The sequence below is a fragment of the Enterobacter adelaidei genome, from assembly GCF_041937165.1.
Lineage (GTDB): Bacteria > Pseudomonadota > Gammaproteobacteria > Enterobacterales > Enterobacteriaceae > Enterobacter > Enterobacter adelaidei.
On sequence record NZ_CP154353.1, the window covers coordinates 2,779,761 to 2,799,739 of the forward strand.

At 50.9% G+C, this 19,979-nt stretch carries 21 protein-coding genes and 1 pseudogene; 2 read left to right on the plus strand and 20 right to left on the minus strand.

Annotated elements, in window-relative coordinates; translation table 11 throughout:
• Window positions 1–129 precede the first annotated feature (129 nt).
• Window positions 130–1,023 carry a LysR family transcriptional regulator gene (locus AAHF05_RS13555; RefSeq protein ID WP_012695469.1) on the plus strand — a complete coding sequence of 298 codons (894 nt, stop codon included), beginning with the start codon at window positions 130–132 and terminating at the stop codon, window positions 1,021–1,023.
• Between the two features lie 136 nt (window positions 1,024–1,159).
• On the opposite strand, the gene AAHF05_RS13560 is transcribed toward AAHF05_RS13555, so the two are convergent.
• The 3 genes and pseudogenes from AAHF05_RS13560 to AAHF05_RS13570 all read right to left on the minus strand — a co-directional run.
• Window positions 1,160–1,975 (minus strand): aminoglycoside O-phosphotransferase APH(3')-Ia, encoded by an 816-nt coding sequence (locus tag AAHF05_RS13560; protein ID WP_012695470.1) that lies wholly within the window; start codon window positions 1,973–1,975, stop codon window positions 1,160–1,162.
• 160 nt (window positions 1,976–2,135) lie between these two features.
• A complete protein-coding gene (locus tag AAHF05_RS13565) occupies window positions 2,136–3,104 on the minus strand; it encodes an IS5-like element IS903B family transposase (protein ID WP_013815099.1) in 969 nt (322 codons plus the stop codon).
• Window positions 3,105–3,135: 31 nt separating this feature from the next.
• Window positions 3,136–3,507, minus strand: a pseudogene (locus tag AAHF05_RS13570) (IS5/IS1182 family transposase); the annotation flags it as partial.
• A gap of 74 nt (window positions 3,508–3,581) precedes the next feature.
• Here AAHF05_RS13570 and AAHF05_RS13575 point away from each other — a divergent pair.
• Entirely contained in the window at window positions 3,582–4,214 is a 633-nt protein-coding gene (locus tag AAHF05_RS13575) for a DUF6904 family protein (RefSeq protein WP_001567369.1), read from the plus strand.
• 28 nt (window positions 4,215–4,242) lie between these two features.
• Here AAHF05_RS13575 and AAHF05_RS13580 read toward each other — a convergent pair whose 3' ends face one another.
• From AAHF05_RS13580 to AAHF05_RS13660, 17 genes are all read right to left on the minus strand, one after another.
• Window positions 4,243–5,646, minus strand: coding sequence for an ISNCY-like element ISKpn21 family transposase (locus tag AAHF05_RS13580; protein WP_001567368.1), 1,404 nt, complete (start codon window positions 5,644–5,646; stop codon window positions 4,243–4,245).
• Window positions 5,647–5,950: 304 nt separating this feature from the next.
• Entirely contained in the window at window positions 5,951–6,703 is a 753-nt protein-coding gene (tcyN, locus tag AAHF05_RS13585) for an L-cystine ABC transporter ATP-binding protein TcyN (RefSeq protein WP_023312288.1), read from the minus strand.
• Window positions 6,700–7,368, minus strand: a complete 669-nt coding sequence (tcyL, locus tag AAHF05_RS13590; RefSeq protein WP_028019576.1) for a cystine ABC transporter permease — start codon at window positions 7,366–7,368, stop codon at window positions 6,700–6,702. The genes tcyN and tcyL overlap by 4 nt, the downstream gene beginning before the upstream one ends.
• 21 nt (window positions 7,369–7,389) lie before the next feature.
• Window positions 7,390–8,376 (minus strand): D-cysteine desulfhydrase, encoded by a 987-nt coding sequence (dcyD, locus tag AAHF05_RS13595; protein WP_114979703.1) that lies wholly within the window; start codon window positions 8,374–8,376, stop codon window positions 7,390–7,392.
• Window positions 8,377–8,483: 107 nt separating this feature from the next.
• A complete protein-coding gene (gene tcyJ, locus AAHF05_RS13600; RefSeq protein WP_028019578.1) occupies window positions 8,484–9,284 on the minus strand; it encodes a cystine ABC transporter substrate-binding protein in 801 nt (266 codons plus the stop codon).
• Between the two features lie 86 nt (window positions 9,285–9,370).
• The gene (gene fliZ / locus AAHF05_RS13605) at window positions 9,371–9,922 is read right to left on the minus strand and encodes a flagella biosynthesis regulatory protein FliZ (RefSeq protein ID WP_028019579.1); all 552 of its coding nucleotides are present in this window, start codon (window positions 9,920–9,922) and stop codon (window positions 9,371–9,373) included.
• Window positions 9,923–9,976: 54 nt separating this feature from the next.
• Entirely contained in the window at window positions 9,977–10,696 is a 720-nt protein-coding gene (locus AAHF05_RS13610; protein WP_028019580.1) for an RNA polymerase sigma factor FliA, read from the minus strand.
• 132 nt (window positions 10,697–10,828) lie between these two features.
• Window positions 10,829–12,037 (minus strand): acyl-CoA reductase, encoded by a 1,209-nt coding sequence (locus AAHF05_RS13615; RefSeq protein WP_129323350.1) that lies wholly within the window; start codon window positions 12,035–12,037, stop codon window positions 10,829–10,831.
• On the minus strand, window positions 12,021–13,103 hold the full coding sequence (locus AAHF05_RS13620) for an acyl-protein synthetase (RefSeq protein WP_129323349.1): 1,083 nt from the start codon (window positions 13,101–13,103) through the stop codon (window positions 12,021–12,023). The genes AAHF05_RS13615 and AAHF05_RS13620 overlap by 17 nt, the downstream gene beginning before the upstream one ends.
• Window positions 13,096–14,493 (minus strand): AMP-binding protein, encoded by a 1,398-nt coding sequence (locus AAHF05_RS13625; RefSeq protein ID WP_129323348.1) that lies wholly within the window; start codon window positions 14,491–14,493, stop codon window positions 13,096–13,098. The genes AAHF05_RS13620 and AAHF05_RS13625 overlap by 8 nt, the downstream gene beginning before the upstream one ends.
• Window positions 14,493–15,458 (minus strand): transketolase family protein, encoded by a 966-nt coding sequence (locus AAHF05_RS13630; protein ID WP_129323347.1) that lies wholly within the window; start codon window positions 15,456–15,458, stop codon window positions 14,493–14,495. Before AAHF05_RS13630 ends, AAHF05_RS13625 begins: the two co-directional genes overlap by 1 nt.
• Window positions 15,455–16,267, minus strand: a complete 813-nt coding sequence (locus tag AAHF05_RS13635; RefSeq protein WP_241697855.1) for a transketolase — start codon at window positions 16,265–16,267, stop codon at window positions 15,455–15,457. Before AAHF05_RS13635 ends, AAHF05_RS13630 begins: the two co-directional genes overlap by 4 nt.
• Window positions 16,264–17,004, minus strand: coding sequence for an SDR family NAD(P)-dependent oxidoreductase (locus AAHF05_RS13640; RefSeq protein ID WP_129323346.1), 741 nt, complete (start codon window positions 17,002–17,004; stop codon window positions 16,264–16,266). The genes AAHF05_RS13635 and AAHF05_RS13640 overlap by 4 nt, the downstream gene beginning before the upstream one ends.
• A gap of 10 nt (window positions 17,005–17,014) precedes the next feature.
• Entirely contained in the window at window positions 17,015–17,761 is a 747-nt protein-coding gene (locus AAHF05_RS13645; RefSeq protein WP_332616004.1) for an SDR family NAD(P)-dependent oxidoreductase, read from the minus strand.
• Between the two features lie 17 nt (window positions 17,762–17,778).
• Window positions 17,779–18,018, minus strand: a complete 240-nt coding sequence (locus tag AAHF05_RS13650; RefSeq protein ID WP_129323344.1) for an acyl carrier protein — start codon at window positions 18,016–18,018, stop codon at window positions 17,779–17,781.
• Between the two features lie 22 nt (window positions 18,019–18,040).
• Window positions 18,041–18,679 (minus strand): acetyltransferase, encoded by a 639-nt coding sequence (locus tag AAHF05_RS13655; RefSeq protein ID WP_129323343.1) that lies wholly within the window; start codon window positions 18,677–18,679, stop codon window positions 18,041–18,043.
• On the minus strand, window positions 18,676–19,836 hold the full coding sequence (locus AAHF05_RS13660) for a DegT/DnrJ/EryC1/StrS aminotransferase family protein (protein ID WP_129323342.1): 1,161 nt from the start codon (window positions 19,834–19,836) through the stop codon (window positions 18,676–18,678). Before AAHF05_RS13660 ends, AAHF05_RS13655 begins: the two co-directional genes overlap by 4 nt.
• Window positions 19,837–19,979 lie beyond the last annotated feature (143 nt).

Here is a 19,979-nt window from a genome sequence, read left to right on the forward strand (position 1 = left end):
ATATAAAGTACCATTTTGAATTTTATTTATTAATCAACATAAATTTCACTTACTTGTGAAATTTATTTGATAATTAATGACAGACTGGTACGCTGACGTCTCCAGTAGGGACCGAGGAGGAGGAATCGTGTGGATGAATTAAAGGTTTTTTTAACAGTGGCCAGGCTGAAAAGCTTTACCAAAGCCGCAGCTGAAATAGGTGTGACACCCTCAGCCATCAGCCACACGGTGAAATCTCTTGAGGAAAGGCTTGGGATCCGCCTGCTGGCCAGAACCACCCGCAGTATCTCCACTACGGAAGCAGGTGAAAGGCTCATTAACGAAGTTGGCCCGTTAATGGAACAGGTTGATGATGCTATTAGTCGGTTGAGTGAGCTTAGGGAAAAACCCACTGGCGTCATACGCCTCACGGCGGCAGATGATGTTATCCAGTATTTGATCCGTCCTGTATTACCGGACTTTCTGAGTCGCTACCCAGATATTCAGATTGAAATCGGCATTGACTATGGATTTACAGATATTGTTGATCAGCGTTTTGATGCCGGGATTCGTCCGGGCGATGTTCTGAATAATGATATGATTGCCGCAAAAATAAGCCAGAACTGGCGCCAGCTTGTTGTTGCTGCACCAGATTATTTTAAGCGTTATGCTAAGCCCAGGAAGCCGCAGGATCTTTTGAACCACAACTGCATTAACGTCCGCTATTCTGATACGAGTGGATTGTACGCCTGGGAATTCGAGAAAGATGCTCAGAAATTCAGTCTGAAAGTCAAAGGGCAATATATTGCGAACAGCACGATTCATCAGCTCGATGCAGCATTAGACGGGCTGGGGATTGCCTATATTCCCGAGTATGTTGCAGATGGATATATCAAAAGCGGCAAGCTGATTGCTGTTCTGACCGAGTGGTGTCCATATTTTGACGGCTACCATATTTATTATCCTCACCGCCGACAGGATTCTCCTGCGTTTATGGCTTTTCTGCAACTTTTGCGCGACAGGTACAATAATGGAATAAGATAAATTTATGAGTAAAGGATTATGTCCACGATAAGCACCTGGGTCGATTCCTGGGAGGCGGCCATGAGGGTAGGGAAGCGCCGTCCCGTCAAGTCAGCGTAATGCTCTGCCAGTGTTACAACCAATTAACCAATTCTGATTAGAAAAACTCATCGAGCATCAAATGAAACTGCAATTTATTCATATCAGGATTATCAATACCATATTTTTGAAAAAGCCGTTTCTGTAATGAAGGAGAAAACTCACCGAGGCAGTTCCATAGGATGGCAAGATCCTGGTATCGGTCTGCGATTCCGACTCGTCCAACATCAATACAACCTATTAATTTCCCCTCGTCAAAAATAAGGTTATCAAGTGAGAAATCACCATGAGTGACGACTGAATCCGGTGAGAATGGCAAAAGCTTATGCATTTCTTTCCAGACTTGTTCAACAGGCCAGCCATTACGCTCGTCATCAAAATCACTCGCATCAACCAAACCGTTATTCATTCGTGATTGCGCCTGAGCGAGACGAAATACGCGATCGCTGTTAAAAGGACAATTACAAACAGGAATCGAATGCAACCGGCGCAGGAACGCTGCCAGCGCATCAACAATATTTTCACCTGAATCAGGATATTCTTCTAATACCTGGAATGCTGTTTTCCCGGGGATCGCAGTGGTGAGTAACCATGCATCATCAGGAGTACGGATAAAATGCTTGATGGTCGGAAGAGGCATAAATGCCGTCAGCCAGTTTAGTCTGACCATCTCATCTGTAACATCATTGGCAACGCTACCTTTGCCATGTTTCAGAAACAACTCTGGCGCATCGGGCTTCCCATACAATCGATAGATTGTCGCACCTGATTGCCCGACATTATCGCGAGCCCATCTATACCCATATAAATCAACATCCAGGTTGGAATTTAATCGCGGCCTCGAGCAAGACGTTTCCCGTTGAATATGGCTCATAACACCCCTTGTATTACTGTTTATGTAAGCAGACAGTTTTATTGTTCATGATGATATATTTTTATCTTGTGCAATGTAACATCAGAGATTTTGAGACACAACGTGGCTTTGTTGAATAAATCAGATTTCGGGTAAGTCTCCCCCGTAGCGGGTTGTGTTTTCAGGCAATACGCACGCTTTCAGGCATACCTGCTTTCGTCATTTTGTTCAGCGCTCGTACCAGGGCCATAGCCTCCGCAACCTGACCATCGTAGTCACGCAGCGTCAGTGAACCCCCGAACAGCTGTTTTACCCGGTACATCGCCGTTTCCGCTATCGAGCGACGGTTGTAATCTGTTGTCCATTTCCACCGCGCATTACTCCCGGTCATTCGCTGATTAGCCACTGCACGGTTACGGTCTGCATATTCACCGGGCCAGTAACCCGCGCCTTTTCGGGGCGGGATAAGCGCGCTGATTTTCTTACGCCGCAGTTCATCGTGACAGAGCCGGGTGTCGTAAGCGCCGTCTGCCGATGCTGCCCTGATTTTTCTGTGAGTCTGCCGGATAAGACCCGGGAAGGCTTCTGAGTCCGTCACATTGTTCAGCGACAGGTCTGCACAGATGATTTCATGTGTTTTACTGTCAACGGCGAGATGCAGCTTACGCCAGATACGGCGGCGTTCCTGGCCATGCTTTTTGACTTTCCACTCGCCTTCACCGAAGACCTTCAGCCCGGTGGAATCAATCACCAGATGCGCGATTTCACCCCGGGTGGGCGTTTTGAAACTGACATTAACCGACTTTGCCCGCCTGCTGACACAGCTGTAATCCGGGCAGCGTAGCGGAACGTTCATCAGAGAAAAAATGGAATCAATAAAGCCCTGCGCAGCGCGCAGGGTCAGCCTGAACACGCGTTTAATGACCAGCACAGTCGTGATGGCAAGGTCAGAATAGCGCTGAGGTCTGCCTCGTGAAGAAGGTGTTGCTGACTCATACCAGGCCTGAATAGCTTCATCATCCAGCCAGAAAGTTATGGAGCCACGGTTGATGAGGGCTTTATTGTAGGTGGGCCAGTTGGTGATTTTGAACTTTTGCTTTGCCACGGAACGGTCTGCGTTGTCGGGAAGATACGTGATCTGATCCTTCAACTCAGCAAAAGTTCGATTTATTCAACAAAGCCGTTTTGAAACTGACGTTAACCGACTTTGCCCGCCTGCTGACACAGCTGTAATCCGGGCAGCGTAGCGGAACGTTCATCAGAGAAAAAATGGAATCAATAAAGCCCTGCGCAGCGCGCAGGGTCAGCCTGAATACGCGTTTAATGACCAGCACAGTCGTGATGGCAAGGTCAGAATAGCGCTGAGGTCTGCCTCGTGAAGAAGGTGTTGCTGACTCATACCAGGCCTGAATAGCTTCATCATCCAGCCAGAAAGTTATGGAGCCACGGTTGATGAGGGCTTTATTGTAGGTGGGCCAGTTGGTGATTTTGAACTTTTGCTTTGCCACGGAACGGTCTGCGTTGTCGGGAAGATGCGTGATCTGATCCTTCAACTCAGCAAAAGTTCGATTTATTCAACAAAGCCGATAGACTTTCCTCCGACTGAAACAACAGGATGATTGAGCCCATGCTTCGATACGAGTTAACGCCGAACAATGCAGGTTTTATACTGTGGGGAGATTCAGAAGCCCTGAATGAATTACATGAACTCATTCATTACATCGTGGATGAAAGCCCACTGATTAAAGTTAAAGACGGATTTATGTTATCCCTTGCCTATGATATTCGTAAAGCACGGGAAGGTAATCGTCGTGTTGAGCAACATCAGTATGATCAACATGATACATATAAGCTTTATGGTGTTGAGCTTTTATGGCCTCTGGTCCTGGTACAGTCCTCAATACTCAGAAACTCAATGGGTTATATTCAGACAGACAAAAACCAGCTGTCTGTCATGTATGCCTTTGAATACCTGATAGAATCAGCATTAACAGAGTCTGAGAGAACAACGTCGAATGATATTATGCTAACAGTAAAATATGCATCAGACTCTGATTTTAATTTCATTGAGGATAATATTGACAGCAGGTGCTGCTATTTTATCAGCCTATCTCCGGAGCAAAGAAAAAAGCAGTTAATCAGTATTGTTCGTTCTTTTCATTCATTATGGGGTAAGTATGCCCGTGAAAAGCAGGACATAAAGATGCTGAACGAAATGAATAATACATCATGGGTCTGGCCGGACAATATCAACTGGTGAGCAACCACTGTCCGGCCAGTGAGTACCATCAGCGGGCTCTTTTACCAAAAATGTCCTCTGAACGTGACTGAAGCTGTTTGAGTGCTTCGAGCATGTCATCATTATCCAGTGAGCGCTGGGATTTCTTCCCTTCCTGCTTTGGCCGTCGTCGGGAAGGGCCATCTCCAGCGGGAATTGACTGAGAGCGCGTGTTATCCCGCTTGCTCTGCACCAGACTGATAAACTCCAGGGTTCGGCCAAGACGCTTGTTATCGACAATCGCGCCCTGGTCGATTTCTGACAGTCGGTCGTAGGTAGAGTAGGGAAGTAGCGTACCGTTCAGGCGCAGCTCTTTTCTGCCATCAGGATAGTGATACACATCGATATATTTACCTATTGCACGGCGACTCAGTTCGCTGTCTTCAATCAGGTACAACATTTTATCATATTGTATCGTCAACGATTTTGAGACTTTACGTTTTTCACGAACAGTGAAAATAAGCCCCAGGTCCTCATCATGTTCTACAGCACGGTGTACGTCAAAATCATGTCGCGGTACTTTGCCAAAACGGCGGTTATAGTCAGCCATATAGGCCTCAGCGAAGTCATTTGCAGCCTCCATTGAACAAATGCCCTGTAACCGCAGCTCTTTGACCAGACGATCCTGTAAAGTGAGGTGAGCTCGTTCTACACGCCCTTTGGCGGGACTGGTTTCTGCACAGATAGTCTGGATGTTCAGTTCATGCATGGCTCGCCCAAACTGAGTATGCCCGTCTCCGCCTGTGGCGTGTTTATTGTTAACACGAAAAACACCGGCTTTATCGCTGTACAGTGCCAGCGGTTTACCATGCTTATCGATATAGCGCCGCGTGGCTTCGAAGTAAGAAAACGTGGACTCCGATTTAACAAACAACAGTTCCATCAGTTTGCTGGTTGCATCATCAACATAGACCAGCGCGGTGCAGGCCGGGCCACGGCCTTCAAACCAGTCGTGATCACAGCCATCTATTTGTATCAGCTCACCAGTACACGGACGCCGGTACCGTGGTTGAGGGATCCTTGCGGCACGTTGTTTACGGGGAACCCATAAGCCAGCCCGCACCATGATGCGCCGGACAGTTTCTTTGCCAAGAAACAGTCCGTGGAGTTCTTCGAGCTTTTCACGCGCCAGAGTCGGACCGAAATCAGCATAACGCGTCTTGATCAGTTCCAGAGCCTGATCTGCGAGCCCGGGTGGCAACTGGCGGTTACCACGCATGCCACATCGTCTGCTGGCCATACCAAGCGGTCCGCCTTCACGGTAACGGGCAAGAAGTCTGCGGCATTGCCTGTCGCTGATACCGAGGTGCTCGGCCGCACGGCGCGTTGTGATGCGACGTTCAATGACGTCCTGTATAATCTTGATCCGGTTGATCTCTTTCAAAGTAAACACTCCTGAGCTTTCTGCGCTCATGATATGCCTCCCGGTAGTTTAAACGGACCAGTGAAGCTTACCATAGCGCGGACATCTGAATTGAGCCACAGGCGGACATTACTATTGAGCCATTACAGCCTCTGAAAAGATAATCATTATTATGGTGAATATAAATTAACACATAAAACTTATTTCTAACTACAAAATATCGGCAATAGCACAATTAACTTTACTATTGATAAGGTTTATCCGAGCTGGATGGAATAAAAAAACATGGGATAAGGCGATAAAGGAGAATAATTTGCCCCAGGCTAAATTCCTGGAGCAAATTAGTGCAAAAATGCTACTGCATGAGGAATTTTTCCAGGAACTGGCGAGTTCGCGGCTGCTGAGGGTTAGCAAACAGGCTTTTCGCCGGCCCCTGCTCCACAATTCGCCCTTGATCCATGAAGATGGCTCTGTCGGCAACATCGCGGGCAAAGCTCATTTCATGGGTCACGATAACCATCGTACGTTTTTCCTGAGCCAGCTGACGAATAGTGTTCAACACTTCCCCCACCAGCTCAGGGTCGAGTGCAGAGGTAGGCTCATCAAACAGGATCACGTCAGGACGCATGGCCAGCGCGCGCGCGATTGCCACGCGCTGCTGTTGCCCCCCTGACAAACGGCGCGGGTAGCTGGTCTCTTTACCCGCCAGCCCGACTTTGGCAAGCAGTTCACGCGCTCGAACTGTTGCTTCCTCTTTTGATTCCCCTTTCACAATTACCGGCCCTTCAATAATGTTTTCCAGCACAGTGCGGTGCGGGAAAAGATTGAAGTTCTGGAAAACGAAGCCAACATGCTGGCGCAAACGGCGAATTAACCCTTTCTGCTGACTGATGGATTTGCCGGTATCAATGGTTATATCACCGACACGGATGGTTCCACCTTCCGGCTGTTCAAGCAGGTTAATGCTGCGCAGCAGCGTCGTCTTTCCCGAACCACTCGGTCCGATAATTGCCACCACTTCCCCTTGCTCAACTTCCAGATCAATCCCGTGGAGCACCGTTTGACCGTGGAATTTTTTCACCAGGTTTTTGACGTCGATAGCACTCATTTTGGATCACGCTCCTGGCGGTTAAGCTGGTTTTCGAAGTAGTTTTGCAGGGCAGACAGCACCGTCGCCATCACCCAGTAAATCAGCGAGGCTGCCAGATACATCGTGAAGACTTCCAGCGTACGCGAGGTAATGAGCTGCGCCTGGCGGAACAGCTCCGGCACCTGAATCGTCGCCGCCAGAGAAGTATCTTTCACCAGGCTGATGAAGCTGTTGCTGAGTGGTGGAAGCGCGACTCTGGCAGCCTGCGGCAGAATGGCCCGGCGCAGCGTCTGCCATGGCGTCATCCCGATACTGGCGGCGGCTTCCCATTGTCCTTTGTCAATGGAGGAGATGGCCGCACGCAGCGTTTCTGAGGTATATGCCGCGGTATTGAGCGACAGGCCAATCATTGCCGCCGGAATCGGATCCAGCTCGATACCAAACTGCGGTAAACCGTAGTAAATCATAAAGAGCTGAGCGATAAGTGGCGTACCGCGAAACACAGAGATATAAAAACGCGCCAGCCAACGCACCGGTAAAACCGGTGACATGCGCATTAAGGCCAGCACAAAGCCCAGCACCAGCCCAAAGAACATCCCGCCGATACTGAGCTGTAACGTAAATACCGCACCTTTCAGCAGATACGGCAGCGAATCAATAACCAGTTGAATACTTTCTTGCATTATTATTTTTCGACCTGATTTTTAGACATGAGGATGGTAGGCAAACAGCGCGGGCGCTCCACCTGTATGGACAAATAAAATTGGCCCTTCATCCTTAAAGCGTTTCTGTGCAATGCCATCAATAAGCCCGGCCATCGCTTTACCGGTATAGACCGGATCAAGCAAAATACCCTCAAGGCGAGCCAGCAGCTTAACCGCTTCCATGCCCTCTTCGTTAGGCGTGCCATAACCCGGCGCAAAGTAGTCATCCCAGAGCACAATATCGGCCTTTGCCTTGAGCTCCAGTTGTTCTGCTACCGCCTGCTGCAAAGTGACCACTTTCGGTTTCTGGTCCGCGACGCTACGAGAGACCGTCACGCCAATCAGCTCAGCATCCGGTAGCAACTGCTCAAGCCCTACCGCCAGCCCGGCATGCGTGCCCGCACTGCCTGAGGCCACCACGACGGATGAGAGGTTGACCGCGCCCTCGCACTGCTGAGCAATTTCCAGCGCGCTTTCCACATACCCCAGCGCACCCAGCGCGTTCGAGCCACCGACAGGAATAACGTAGGGACGAAAGCCCTGCGCTTCCAGACGTGTCGCCAGTTCATCAAGCTGTGCGGTCGGGTCGTTCAAGGCATCCACCATCTCAACCTGCACGTTAAAGAGATCTAACAGCAGACGGTTACCGTTGGTCAGATAGTTTTCAGCCCGCGTCCCAATCGGGTTCTCCAGCAAGGCCACGCAATGGAGCCCGAGTTTTGCTGCCACTGCCGCCGTCTGACGAACGTGGTTGGACTGAATAGCCCCGGCAGTAATGAGCGTATCCGCCCCTTCGCGCAGCGCATCAGCCGCCAGAAACTCCAGCTTGCGCAGTTTGTTGCCACCCATTGCCATTGGCGTCACGTCATCACGCTTAATAAAAATATCGCGTCCTAAATAATCAGAAAATCGCGGCAGATACTCCAGCGGAGTCGGTGCGCCGATAAACTCCAGGCGAGGAAAGCGCGTTAAATTCTGTAGTGACATGGGTTCTCCGGTAGCTCAAACAAAATGTGATATTTTTCATTATGCACGCAGACGCGTAAGAAATAAAAAAGGCGCTTTTAAAAGCGCCTTTTTTTAACGTCAGAAACTTATTTCGTGACGTCTGCCCCGAACCACTTCTCAGAGAGTGCTTTCAGACTTCCGTCTTTCTGCATGTCAGCAATCGCGGTATCAATGGCTTTTACCAGGTCTTCGTTGCCTTTACGAACGGCCACACCTGATTCCTGACGAGAGAACGCATCACCCGCTACTGCCAGGGTATTATTGGTTTTCTTCACCAGATCCAGCGCCGCCAGGCGGTCAACCAGAATCGCGTCAATACGGCCCACGCGCAGGTCCTGGTATTTCGTCGGGTCATCATCATAGGTGCGGATATCCACGCCCTGAACGTTCTGGCGCAACCACTCTTCATAGTTGGTTCCCAGACCCACACCGACTTTCTTCCCTTTCAGGTCAGCAGCGGTTTTGATGGTACCTTCGTTGCCTTTCTTCACCAGCGCCTGAATACCGGACACGGTGTACGGCGTGGAGAAGTCATACTTCTTCTTACGCTCGTCAGAAATGGTCACCTGGTTAATCACCACATCAATACGTTTAGAATCCAGCGACGCCAGCATACCGTCCCATTTGGTCGGTTTCAGGGACGCTTTAACGCCAAGGTGCTTCGCCAGTTCTTCTGCAAACTCCACTTCAAAACCGGTCAGCTTACCGTCATCGCCCTGGAAGCTGAACGGAGGATAGGTTCCTTCCAGCCCGACCAGCAGCGTACCGCGCTCTTTTACTTTATTCAGCAGGTTTTCTGCGGCGAACGTTTTCACGCTCATGCCCGCAACCAGCGCAACGGCCATAACACCCATCAGCGCCTGACGACCCAGAAGTGCAAATTTCATAAATACCCCGATATAGTGGAATTTTTACGTAGTGTAGAGAAATCGCCTGCAACGTCAAAGGCGACTGCGCTACATCTTATTCTTTTTTAATATATATCAGAAGTTGTTCCGGCGAGCGCTTTCTGCTTCATAACACCCGGCATTTGCACCTTGTATTGTGCATACTTGCGCAGCGCAATACGGTAATTGTTGGTGCTGGTTGCAGGCAGCCACGGCTCCAGATTTTCATCCAGATAACCGGTCTTCAGCAGATCGCGGGAAATGTTGTTTACGGTCAGATGTTGCCCGAGGCGACGCAGGCGAACGACATATTCGCGAACGGTCCCATGGCTCATCTCCGTTTGTTCAAACAGGAACTGTTTGAAGCCGATAATATCGAAGAAGTCGCTTTGCTCTTTGCAGTGGAGATCGCCACAGAAACGGCAAAGCGCCACCCACTCTTTCTGTTCTTCGAGCCATGCTGATTCATCCATCAACGTGTCGAGACGAGAAATCGCGATCTTATTGACGATTTCGCCACGACGAACCAGCGTGATACGATCGAGTAACTTGTTACAGTGGGCGCAATGCGTCTGGCTGTGTTTAAAGTCTTTCAGGTAGCGGCTTAAAGGCCGTCTTTTAGATTGCTGCACCGTCATGATAACTCCTGGTTGTCAATACGTTGTGCGGCATTTCCCAGGTGAATTAATCACCTATAACTTACCCAGCTTTGTTCGTAAGCGTTTAATGGCCTGGCTGTGCAGCTGGCTCACCCGCGATTCTCCCACCTCCAGAACAGCGCCAATCTCTTTGAGGTTTAGCTCTTCCTGATAATAAAGGGTCAACACCAGCTGCTCGCGTTCCGGTAAAGCTTCAATCGCTTCCATTACGCGCTGGCGTAAATTACCTTCCATTAAATGGTGTAACGGGTTTTCTTGCTGATGCTCATCCGTCACCAGCTCGATGCTATCGCCATGCTCTTCGCGCCACTCGTCATAAGAGAAGAGTTGGCTATTGTTGGTATCGAGCAACATCTGACGATACTCTTCAACAGCAATGCCAAGACGTTCCGCCACTTCAGTTTCCGTTGCGTTACGTCCCAGTTCCTGTTCCAGCTGCCCTATCGCATGCGCCACTTCGCGAGCGTTACGGCGAACACTGCGCGGCACCCAGTCGCGACTGCGCAGTTCGTCCAGCATCGCACCACGAATACGCTGAACTGCGTAAGTCGTAAATGCCGTTCCTTGCAGAGCGTCGTATCGGTCAACTGCATTCAATAACCCGATACCGCCCGCCTGTAGCAGATCGTCCAGTTCCACGCTCGCCGGCAAGCGCACCTGGAGGCGCAATGCTTCGTGACGCACCAGCGGGACATAACGCTGCCACAGCGAGTGTTTATCCATTACACCTTCAGCGGTATAGAGTGAATTCACGATAAACAGCCCTGCGTTAGTTGAGTTATCGGCATGATTATCCGATTCTGCAGGGCGTTCAATTGGATGAATAGTGGGTGAAATGGGGGGTTATTTAGGGGTTATAGTAAAAATGAGAGTGTGGCCGACAAGTTACCCGCGTTTAAAGTCTAAGGTTCTGGTCAACATTTTCAGCAAATCATATCCGTCCCAGTGCAAAGAGAAGTTCATGGTTTGCCCAAGCGGAACAATGCGATCAATACCTTTAGGTGCGCCCTGAATAATCAGACGATTAATCATTTCTTGTGGAACGCCAAACGTAGCGAGCGTCTGGCATTTCACACCGCATACCGGAACGATCTCCAGTATATCATCAACCAACCATTCATAGAAAAGGCCATCGCCGCGATGTTCCTCCAGCATTTTCTGGCTGACAGCGGTCGCTTCTGCTCGTAAAAAACGCCGGGTGGGTGCCGCAATATATTTTAACCGCGGGTCTTCTGCGGCGTATTGGCAATAATTAGCCAGAGCGTTAACTACTGCGACGGATTCAGGTGCCGGTCGCTCACAAAGCCAGCGATGAAAACCTGACCAAAATTGCTCTCGAGCCGCTGCTTTACTCTCCTTCTCTCCCGTCCATACCACCAGCTTCGGTGCTGTACAAGCTTGCTGTTGTGTTAGTAACGTATCGTTAAAGAAATCTTCAGCAATACGCCTTTTATTTTCGACAGCAAGATAATAATCAGCATTAATAACACAAATGGAGTACCGGTCAGCAAAAGCAATATCCACCGTGCGGGGTGGCAGGGAAAATTTACGAATATCTGCAATCGTCCTGTCGCCCCCCCAGATTAAACGTGCCTGACACACTGCGGAAAGTGCCTGAGTTATTTCATCCTCATGGTTGTATTCAACCAGACAAATCAATTCGCGTATAGCCGCATGCTCTTCCAACGTCAGGTTAAGAGCCTGGCAAATAATATTAACCTGAATGAATTTTTTAGACGGGAGACGAACGATATTCGCATTGCCGGTCAACAGCCCGGTAAGCAAAGAATAGGCAAAATTGACCGCGACGTTTGACGGGGCAATATGAAAGACAACACCTCTCCCCAGCAAGATACCGTCTGGTGTGTAAGTCTCTTTCATTTGTCTGAGAGCAGATTTCCGGCACCAGAATGCCAAGGAAACCACATCGCTGAATTCACGTGACTGCGCCAGCGCAAGCAGCGTTCGCGAGAATGCCTGTAAAAACTCCAGGATCTCGTCATCGAACGGTACGCGCGGTTTGATATGCACCATCTGCGCCAGTACCTGGGCATTACCCACGCGGTAGCGCAGGGCGTCAAAATTCTGCGGCATAGGTATCACTGCACCCTCTGGTCTCTGCATTTTTTAGTCGGCCTAAAATTCGAAAATACTTACCTGCCCTGCCACATGGACAATCATCCTCGCCCAGAAGAACGCCCTCATCCTCGGTCAGGAGTGAGTGCCCCGGATAGGACTCGGGGAGAGTGGACACTACCTGGACAATACCCGGCTTACCCGGAGGACAGGCAGAAAAATCAAGCGGATCGCGCACGATCACATCGGAGAAAATACTGGCGTGAAAATGCCCGTGCTCGCACTGCATATATACGCAGCCGGTCTGTTCCACCATGCCGTAATAGTCGTAGACGCGCGTTAAACCACTGACGTTGTGCAGCGCCTTCGAGAAAGCATCCGCAGTAACCGCCTGCGACTGCAGTTTCTTCCAGCCGCCGCCATGAATGAGGATCCCGTTCGCCAGATCCAGCATTTGACCACTTGCGTTTAACGCCTGGTAAAAATGCTGCCAGACCATAAAGGTAAAGCCAAACAGGAGGATCGACTTCCCCTGGTGGCGCGCCAGAAAAGCGTTTACCCCGTCGTAATTGAGCGTCATATCATCATTTAATGCATAGAAGCGATCTGAACCAAAAATTGAAAATCCGAGAATACCGGCCCCACGAGCCGAGAACATATTCCGGTCTTTCATTACGGCGGGGGTATCAATAATCAACATCGGCAGTCGGCCCGCACCAGTAAAATGGTTCACAATTCTGACCAGCGTTTTTTGCTGACGTGCTGCCGTGGTTTTATCGAGAAAGATGCGTGAGACGCTTTGCCCGGTAGTGCCGGATGAGGTCATGGTTTTTACCACGTCTTCATTCGGAACGCTTTTTAACGCCAGCAATTTAAACAATGAAACCGGTATAAATGGGATATCTTCAATCGTCTTAATGTCCTCAACACGGCTTCCCAGCCCCTGCAGTATATTGCGGTAGGCGGTGCAATATTGCTGGTGATGCCGGGTCAGTTTTTGCAAACGCTGGAGCAGCGCGGAGCGCTTTTCCTCGCGCGTTAAGGCGTAAGGGTCCTGGCTTAGCCACTCGTCAAACTCAGTCACAGAGCGCCTCCAGCTCACGGTATAAGGTTTTACCCGCCGGATTCTTGGGGATGGTATCTATACTAACGACGTTAAACGCTGAGTGATGAAGATTGCATGAGGTCGAGAGATAGTGTTTTACCGGCTCTGCCGCAGCCGCGTCGGTAATAAACACCTGAACGCGATCGTCCCGGCCAGTCACCACACACTCCATCTGAGGGAAAGAACTGTTCACCAGGTGCTCCAGCTCATCAAGCCCAACGCGGTTACCAAAAACTTTTAAAAAACGCGATTTACGCCCAACAATGGTGTACAAACCCTTTTCATCGCGCAGGGCCAGATCGCCCGTCGCCAGACGCCCTCGACGCTCATCACCGTTGTTGAGATCCTCGCGGCAGGTGGCATAACCCAGCGTCACATTCTCGCCGTAGTAAATGAGCTCCGCGCGCTGACCACTCGCGATGACCTCATTTCCGTCATCGTCCTCAAGCGCAAAACGACCGCCGGGGATCGCCATGCCCATCACGCCAGGGTTGCTGGCGGCGAGTTCAGCCGGCAGGTACCCCATGCGTGAAGTGGCCTCCGAGGCGCCGTACATAACAAAAAAGCGTATACCTTTTTGCCCGGCCCATTCAGCTAACTCCCGGTGCAGCTCGGGGCGCAGCTTTCCGCCGGCCTGGGTTAACGTTTTTAATGAAGGGAGATCCATGCGGATAAAACGCAGTTTCTTCAGCATCTCCCAGCTATAGGGTACGCCGGATAAGGAGGTTGCACCCTGCTGCTTGAGGAACTGCCAGAATTCGGGCTGAACCGGGCTGCTATTGGTCAGCAGTAACGTCGCTCCCTGCGCAAGATGGGTATTGATAATGGATAAGCCATACACATAGTTCATCGGTAACCACGCAAGGGGGCGCTCGTTACCATCAATACCCAGATAATTAATAATGCTGCAGGTGTTGCTGAGGAGGTTCTGGTAACTCTGACGAACCAGTTTAGGACTCCCGGTAGAGCCGGAAGTCGCAATCAGTAACGCCAGAGATCTATCCATCGGCGGAGCAGGCTGATGCAACTCGTGAAGCGAATAGCCGAAGTATGAATCGACCGAGCTACTCCCGTTAGAGTGCTGCCAAATAAACCCCGGACGATAGCGTTCCAGCAGTTGCCCGAGCCGTTCTGGTGCAATCGACTTATCCAGCATGAGCGGTACCGCATGGGCATTCAGGCAGGCAAGATAGCCTACCAGCGCGCCGAAGGTGTTTTCGCAAAGGCAGAAGACTAACGCACGAGCAGGTAATTCCGCCGCCAGACGAGTGACGGCCTGATTTAATTCGCGGTAGCTCAGTGATTCACCCTGTTCATTAACGGCGGCGATACGATCGCCATGTTGTTCGAGCGCCCAAAATGCTTTCATTACGCATGCTCCAGGATCGTGCCCACAATCTGCGGCGCCGTGAGCCCATTCAGCTCAAGCATCCAGCCATATTCCCCGGCATGGGCGTATCCCTGCGCAATGCCAAGCGTTAACAGGCGCGGTGCATCAGCCAGGGTCACCATATACTCAGCAACCGCACTACCCAGACCACCGATGGTGCTATGCTCTTCAATACTGACCATTAATCGACAGCCTAGCTGCTTTTTCAGTATCTCAGTGTCGAGCGGTTTAATGGTGTGCATATCGATAACGCTGCACTCAATGCCTCGCTCAGACAAGGTTTCAGCTGCTTTTAATGCGGGCGAAACCATGCTGCCGGTCGCTACCAAGGCGATGTCGCGACCCGCGCGCAGTTGATTGGCTTTGCCGGGAATAAATTCACGGGCTTCGCGATAGACAATCGGCGTACGCATCCCGCCTGTCAGCCGCAGATAGACCGGGCCATCATGCTGCGCAGCGGCAAGCGTCATCAACGCGGTAGCTGTGGCATCCGCGGGAGAGAGGATCATAAGATTCGCAATCGAGCGCAGCGTCGCAATATCTTCAATACCATAATGCGTTGTACCAAACATCCCCATAGCAAAGCCCGATGCCAGACCCACGACTTTTATATTTCCCTGCAGATAGCCCATGTAGTGGCGCATCTGTTCACAAGCGCGCAGCGCGGCAAAATTCGCAAAGGTGGTGGCAAAGGGAATACTACCCTGCGAAGCAATACCCGCCGCCACGCCGATCAAATTTTGCTCGGCGATGCCCACGTTCAGATAGCGCTCGGGGAAGGTATGGCTAAAACGTTCCATACCTGACGTAATACCAAGGTCTGCCGTCAGGCCAACGATATGAGGATTTTGTTGTGCCAGAGCGAGCAGCGCGACGCCGAACGTCCCACGGGTGCCCATCATAGACCAGGCGCGAACCTCAGCCGGAGAAACGGACAGATTCATTTCAACTCCTCCAGCGCGGCCTGATGCTGAGCAGCCGACAGTTTTGCGCGATGATAAGCGTTGTTATTTTCCATGAACGAAATCCCCTTCCCCTTAAGGGTGCTGGCAATCACCGCCTTTGGTTTCCCATAAGAGGAGACACTAAACGCCCGCTGCAGCGCGCCGAAGTCATGTCCATCGCAGACCTCAACATGCCAGCCACATGCCTGCCACAGTGAAACTAAGTCCATTTTTAACGTTTTCTCGCAGGCGATATCCGACTGATAGCCATTAACGTCAATAATTGCGGTGATGTTATCCAGGCCGTGATGCGCGGCAAACAGTGCGCTTTCCCAGATGGTGCCTTCATTGCACTCACCGTCGCCGAGCACAACATAGCTCTTCCACGGCAGTTTTTTCAGGCGCTGGTGCCACGCGATACCGCTGGCATAGCCCACGCCGTGCCCTAAGGAGCCGCCTGCAAAATCAATCCCCAGCGCCGGGTTCATCGGCGTCAGCGCAGGAAACAGGGAGCCGTTGCAATCAAAGGTTGCTAGCTGCGCCGAGCTAAGCACGCCGTAATGGTGCAGCACGGTGTATAACGCCAGCGCGGCATGGCCTTTACTCAACAGGAAACGATCACGATCCAGCGACGCCATATTCTCCGGCTGATAGCGCATTACCGCACCATATAGCACAACTGCAATGTCGACCATCGACAACGCTGAGCCAAGATGCACGCCATCGGCAGGCGCATTAAACGCCGTATCTATGATTGAGCGGCGGATCTGACGCGCCGCAGACTCCAGTTTTTCTGCAGCGCTCATCATAAACCTCCATCCACGCGAAGCGTCTGGCCGGTGATGTAGCCGGCCAAATCGGAGACTAAGAATACCGCCGCATCTGCAATGTTGGCTGGATGACCCAAACGGCGAAGATCGGTTTGATTGCGGGTTTGCTCTATGATGGCCGGAGGTAGCGTCCCCAGCATATCCGTATCGGTAATACCCGGCGCAATACAGTTCGCACGGATCCCGACGTCACCAAGCTCGGTCGCAATGGCATTGGTCAACGCAATCACCGCAGCTTTCGACGCGCCATAGGCGGATTTTCCCGCATTGCCATCCTGCGCGGCAGTCGAGGCAATGTTCACAATGCTCCCCTGCTTTTGCCTGGCCATCAGCTTTGAGACTGACTGGGTAAAATTGAAAAGCGCGAAGAAATTCACTTCAAACTGCTGACGCAGCACCTGCTCCGTAGTCATCTGGAATAGCGCGTTATGAGTAATTCCCGCATTATTCACCAGACCGTGCAGCGGTCGCTTATCGCTCATCAGCTTTTTTATGGCCGCTTTCATCGCCGCACTATCGGTCAGTTCGAAACAAAGAGGCCAGACTTCCACACCGTGACGTTCAGAAGTCACCGCCATATCCGTCAAAAAATCATCATCTGCGCTGCGGGCGTGGGCATAAATATTTGCGCCATTCGCGGCAAATGCGTTGACCATCGCCCGACCAATACCCCGTTTGCAGCCGGTGATAATGACATTCTTATTTTTTAACAGCATAACGATCTCCTTAATGTCCAATGCCACCATCAACGCGGATAACCTGACCTGTGACGTAACCTGCCGCATCAGAGGCGAGCCAGCACAGCGTGTCAGCCACCTCTTCCGGAAGACCCATACGCGGCAATGCCGATGCCGCCAGCTTTTCCGCCACCACTCCTTCTGGTAGATTTTCCGTCATGGCAGTTCTTATAACCCCAGGAGCCACGGCGTTAACGCGTATCCCCTGAGGCGCCAGTTCCGCCGACAGCGTTTTGGTTGCAGCCACCATCGCCGCCTTAGAGGCGGAGTACGCCAGTTGCCCCGCGTTGCCATCCAGGCCAGAAATGCTGGCGATGTTGATTATGCTGCCGCGATTGCGGCGCAGCATCAGGCGCGACATGTATTGTGTGAAGACCATTTGCGAAAAGAAGTTGATGGCAAAGGTTTTGTGCAACTGTTCCATGGTAACCATCGGGAACAACGCATCCAACGTCACCCCCGCGACATTGACCAAAATATCAATCGGCTGTTTGGTCTTTTGTATGGTCATTGCAGCCTGTTTGATCGAAGCATCGTCAAGAAGATCAAAATAGACGGGTGTTATCTGCACGCCATGTTCTTCAATGAGCTCATCGATAAACATCAAAAAGGTTTCGTCTTCCTGCTGAACGCAGGCAAACAGGTTCGCACCCTGGCGGGCAAAGGAGACCAACGTCGCCTTACCAATTCCCTGCAGGCATCCTGTAACTACGGCAGTTTTCCCGGCCAGTAACATGCTGCCTCTCCTTTTAATTAAGCCACTTCAACATCGTATTTTTTGAGTATCGCTATGCCCTTCTCCCATGAGGAAAAATCGATAATGTCCTCAGTATCCATCATGATATCGAAGGTCTCTTCAAGTGCAGCAATCATGCTCATGTGGCCGACCGAGTCCCATGAGGGAGTGTCCTGATACTTATAACCCGGTAAAACATCTTCAGAAACTTCAAACGTTTCCACAAAAATAGTGTTGTACTTCACTAAATTCGTCATTCTTACAACTCCTCATAAACAATTACTTAAATACTTTTCCCTGCTCATTTTTGCGCATTGCCCGAGCCGGGTTTCCCAGAGAGATGGTCGCCGGAGGAATATCACTAAAGACCGCACTTCCCATCCCGACGATGGCATCGTCGCCGATAACGGTATTCTCTTTCACCGCGCAGTTCATGCCGATGAATACCCGCTGGCCGAGTTGGCAATGCCCGGCTAAGGTGACATTGCTCGATATCACGCTGTGCGCTTTCACCTCAGTGTCATGACCAAGACAAGCCTGCGGCTGAACCAGCACATTTTCCCCCACGGTGACGTCGCAGGAGATAAATGTGCCATGACAGAGGATCGCCCCTGCGCCAATCTGGCTGCCGGGGGGGATAAACACCGAAGGGTGAATTAACGTCGAAAGTGCGCTTTTCTTGAGCACTTTCTCGGCTAGCTTCTGACGGGCAACCGGTTCACCAATCGCGATGACGATTTCCGTGTGGGCATGATCCAGCAGCGCAAAGTGATACACAGGGATACCAGCAACGAAATTTTCGCTGGTCACATCGTCAATAAAGAAAATCTCTTCCCAGCGCCGCGTGCTATTAAGTTGCTGCGCCAGAACCAACACTTCGCGCCCCAGTCCACCCGCACCGTAAATACCCAGCTTCATGCCACCTCTCCGATCACGGGCGTACTTGAGGGCTGATGGGCCATATGCGCGTCGCACTGACTAATGATGTCCACCACCCGTTTTTGATCGCTTACGCTCAAATCAGGGTAAATTGGCAGACAAAGGATTTTCTGCGAAATGCTGTCCGCTACGGGTAAATTGTCAGGACTGGCCGATGGCAAATGTCGGTACATCGAAAATGAACTGATGAGCGGATAAAAATAGCGGCGGGCATAAATATTCTGCGCTTTCAGCATGTCATACAGACAGTCACGGCTGATGGGGAAAGTCGTATCGACCAAAATAGGGAAATAAGCATAGTTCCACTCAACATTATCCGGCGCGGAGAAAAGAGAAACACCCTCAATGCTCTGCAGCAGCTCACAGTAACGCTCGTAAATCGCTTTGCGAGACGCCAGTGCGCCGTCAATGTGCTGCAACTGGACTAAGCCAAACGCAGCCTGGACCTCATTCATTTTAGCGTTGATACCTGGCGCGACCACCGTGGTTTCGCCCGCAAAGCCAAAATTTTTCAGATAATCGATGCGCTGCTTCATTCTCGCATCCGGACAGATAATCGCCCCGCCCTCAAAGGTATTAAACACTTTAGTCGCGTGAAAACTTAAAATTGACAGATCGCCACAGTTCAGCACGCTTTGTCCCTGTTTTTTCACCCCAAAAGCATGTGCAGCATCATAGATAACCTTCAGCCCCCAGGCATCTGCAATCTTCTGAATAGCATCCACATCACATGGAATACCGTAGCAATGCACAGGCAAAATTGCCGATGTCGCCGGGGTGATCAGAGATTCTATTTTGGACGGATCGATATTGCAGGTAATCGGATCAATATCTGCAAACACCGGCGTTAAGCCATTCCACAGCAGCGAATGCGACGTTGCCACAAACGAATAAGGCGTGGTGATCACTTCCCCCCTAATGCGCAGCGCCTGTAGCGCAGTCAGTAGCGCCAGCGTTCCGTTAGAAAACAGACACAGATGTTCCACACCCAGATATTCTGCAAGCGCAGCCTCAAGCTGCTGGTGAAACTCGCCGCCATTTGTCAGGATCCGGTTTTGCCAGATTTTTTCCAGATAAGGAAGAAATTCCTCGAGAGGAGGCAAAAGCGGGCTGGTAACATAGACGTTATCACTCATATGAGAACCTGTGGACTAAGGGGCGGTGTCCCATCATAGCGATGAGCACGCAGTTGCTATCGGTAAAACAAGACACCTTTCAGGACTCAATTACCCAAACGGCTCAGCTTTCCGGGCAAAAAACGCCCCGGAAAGTGCCCTTT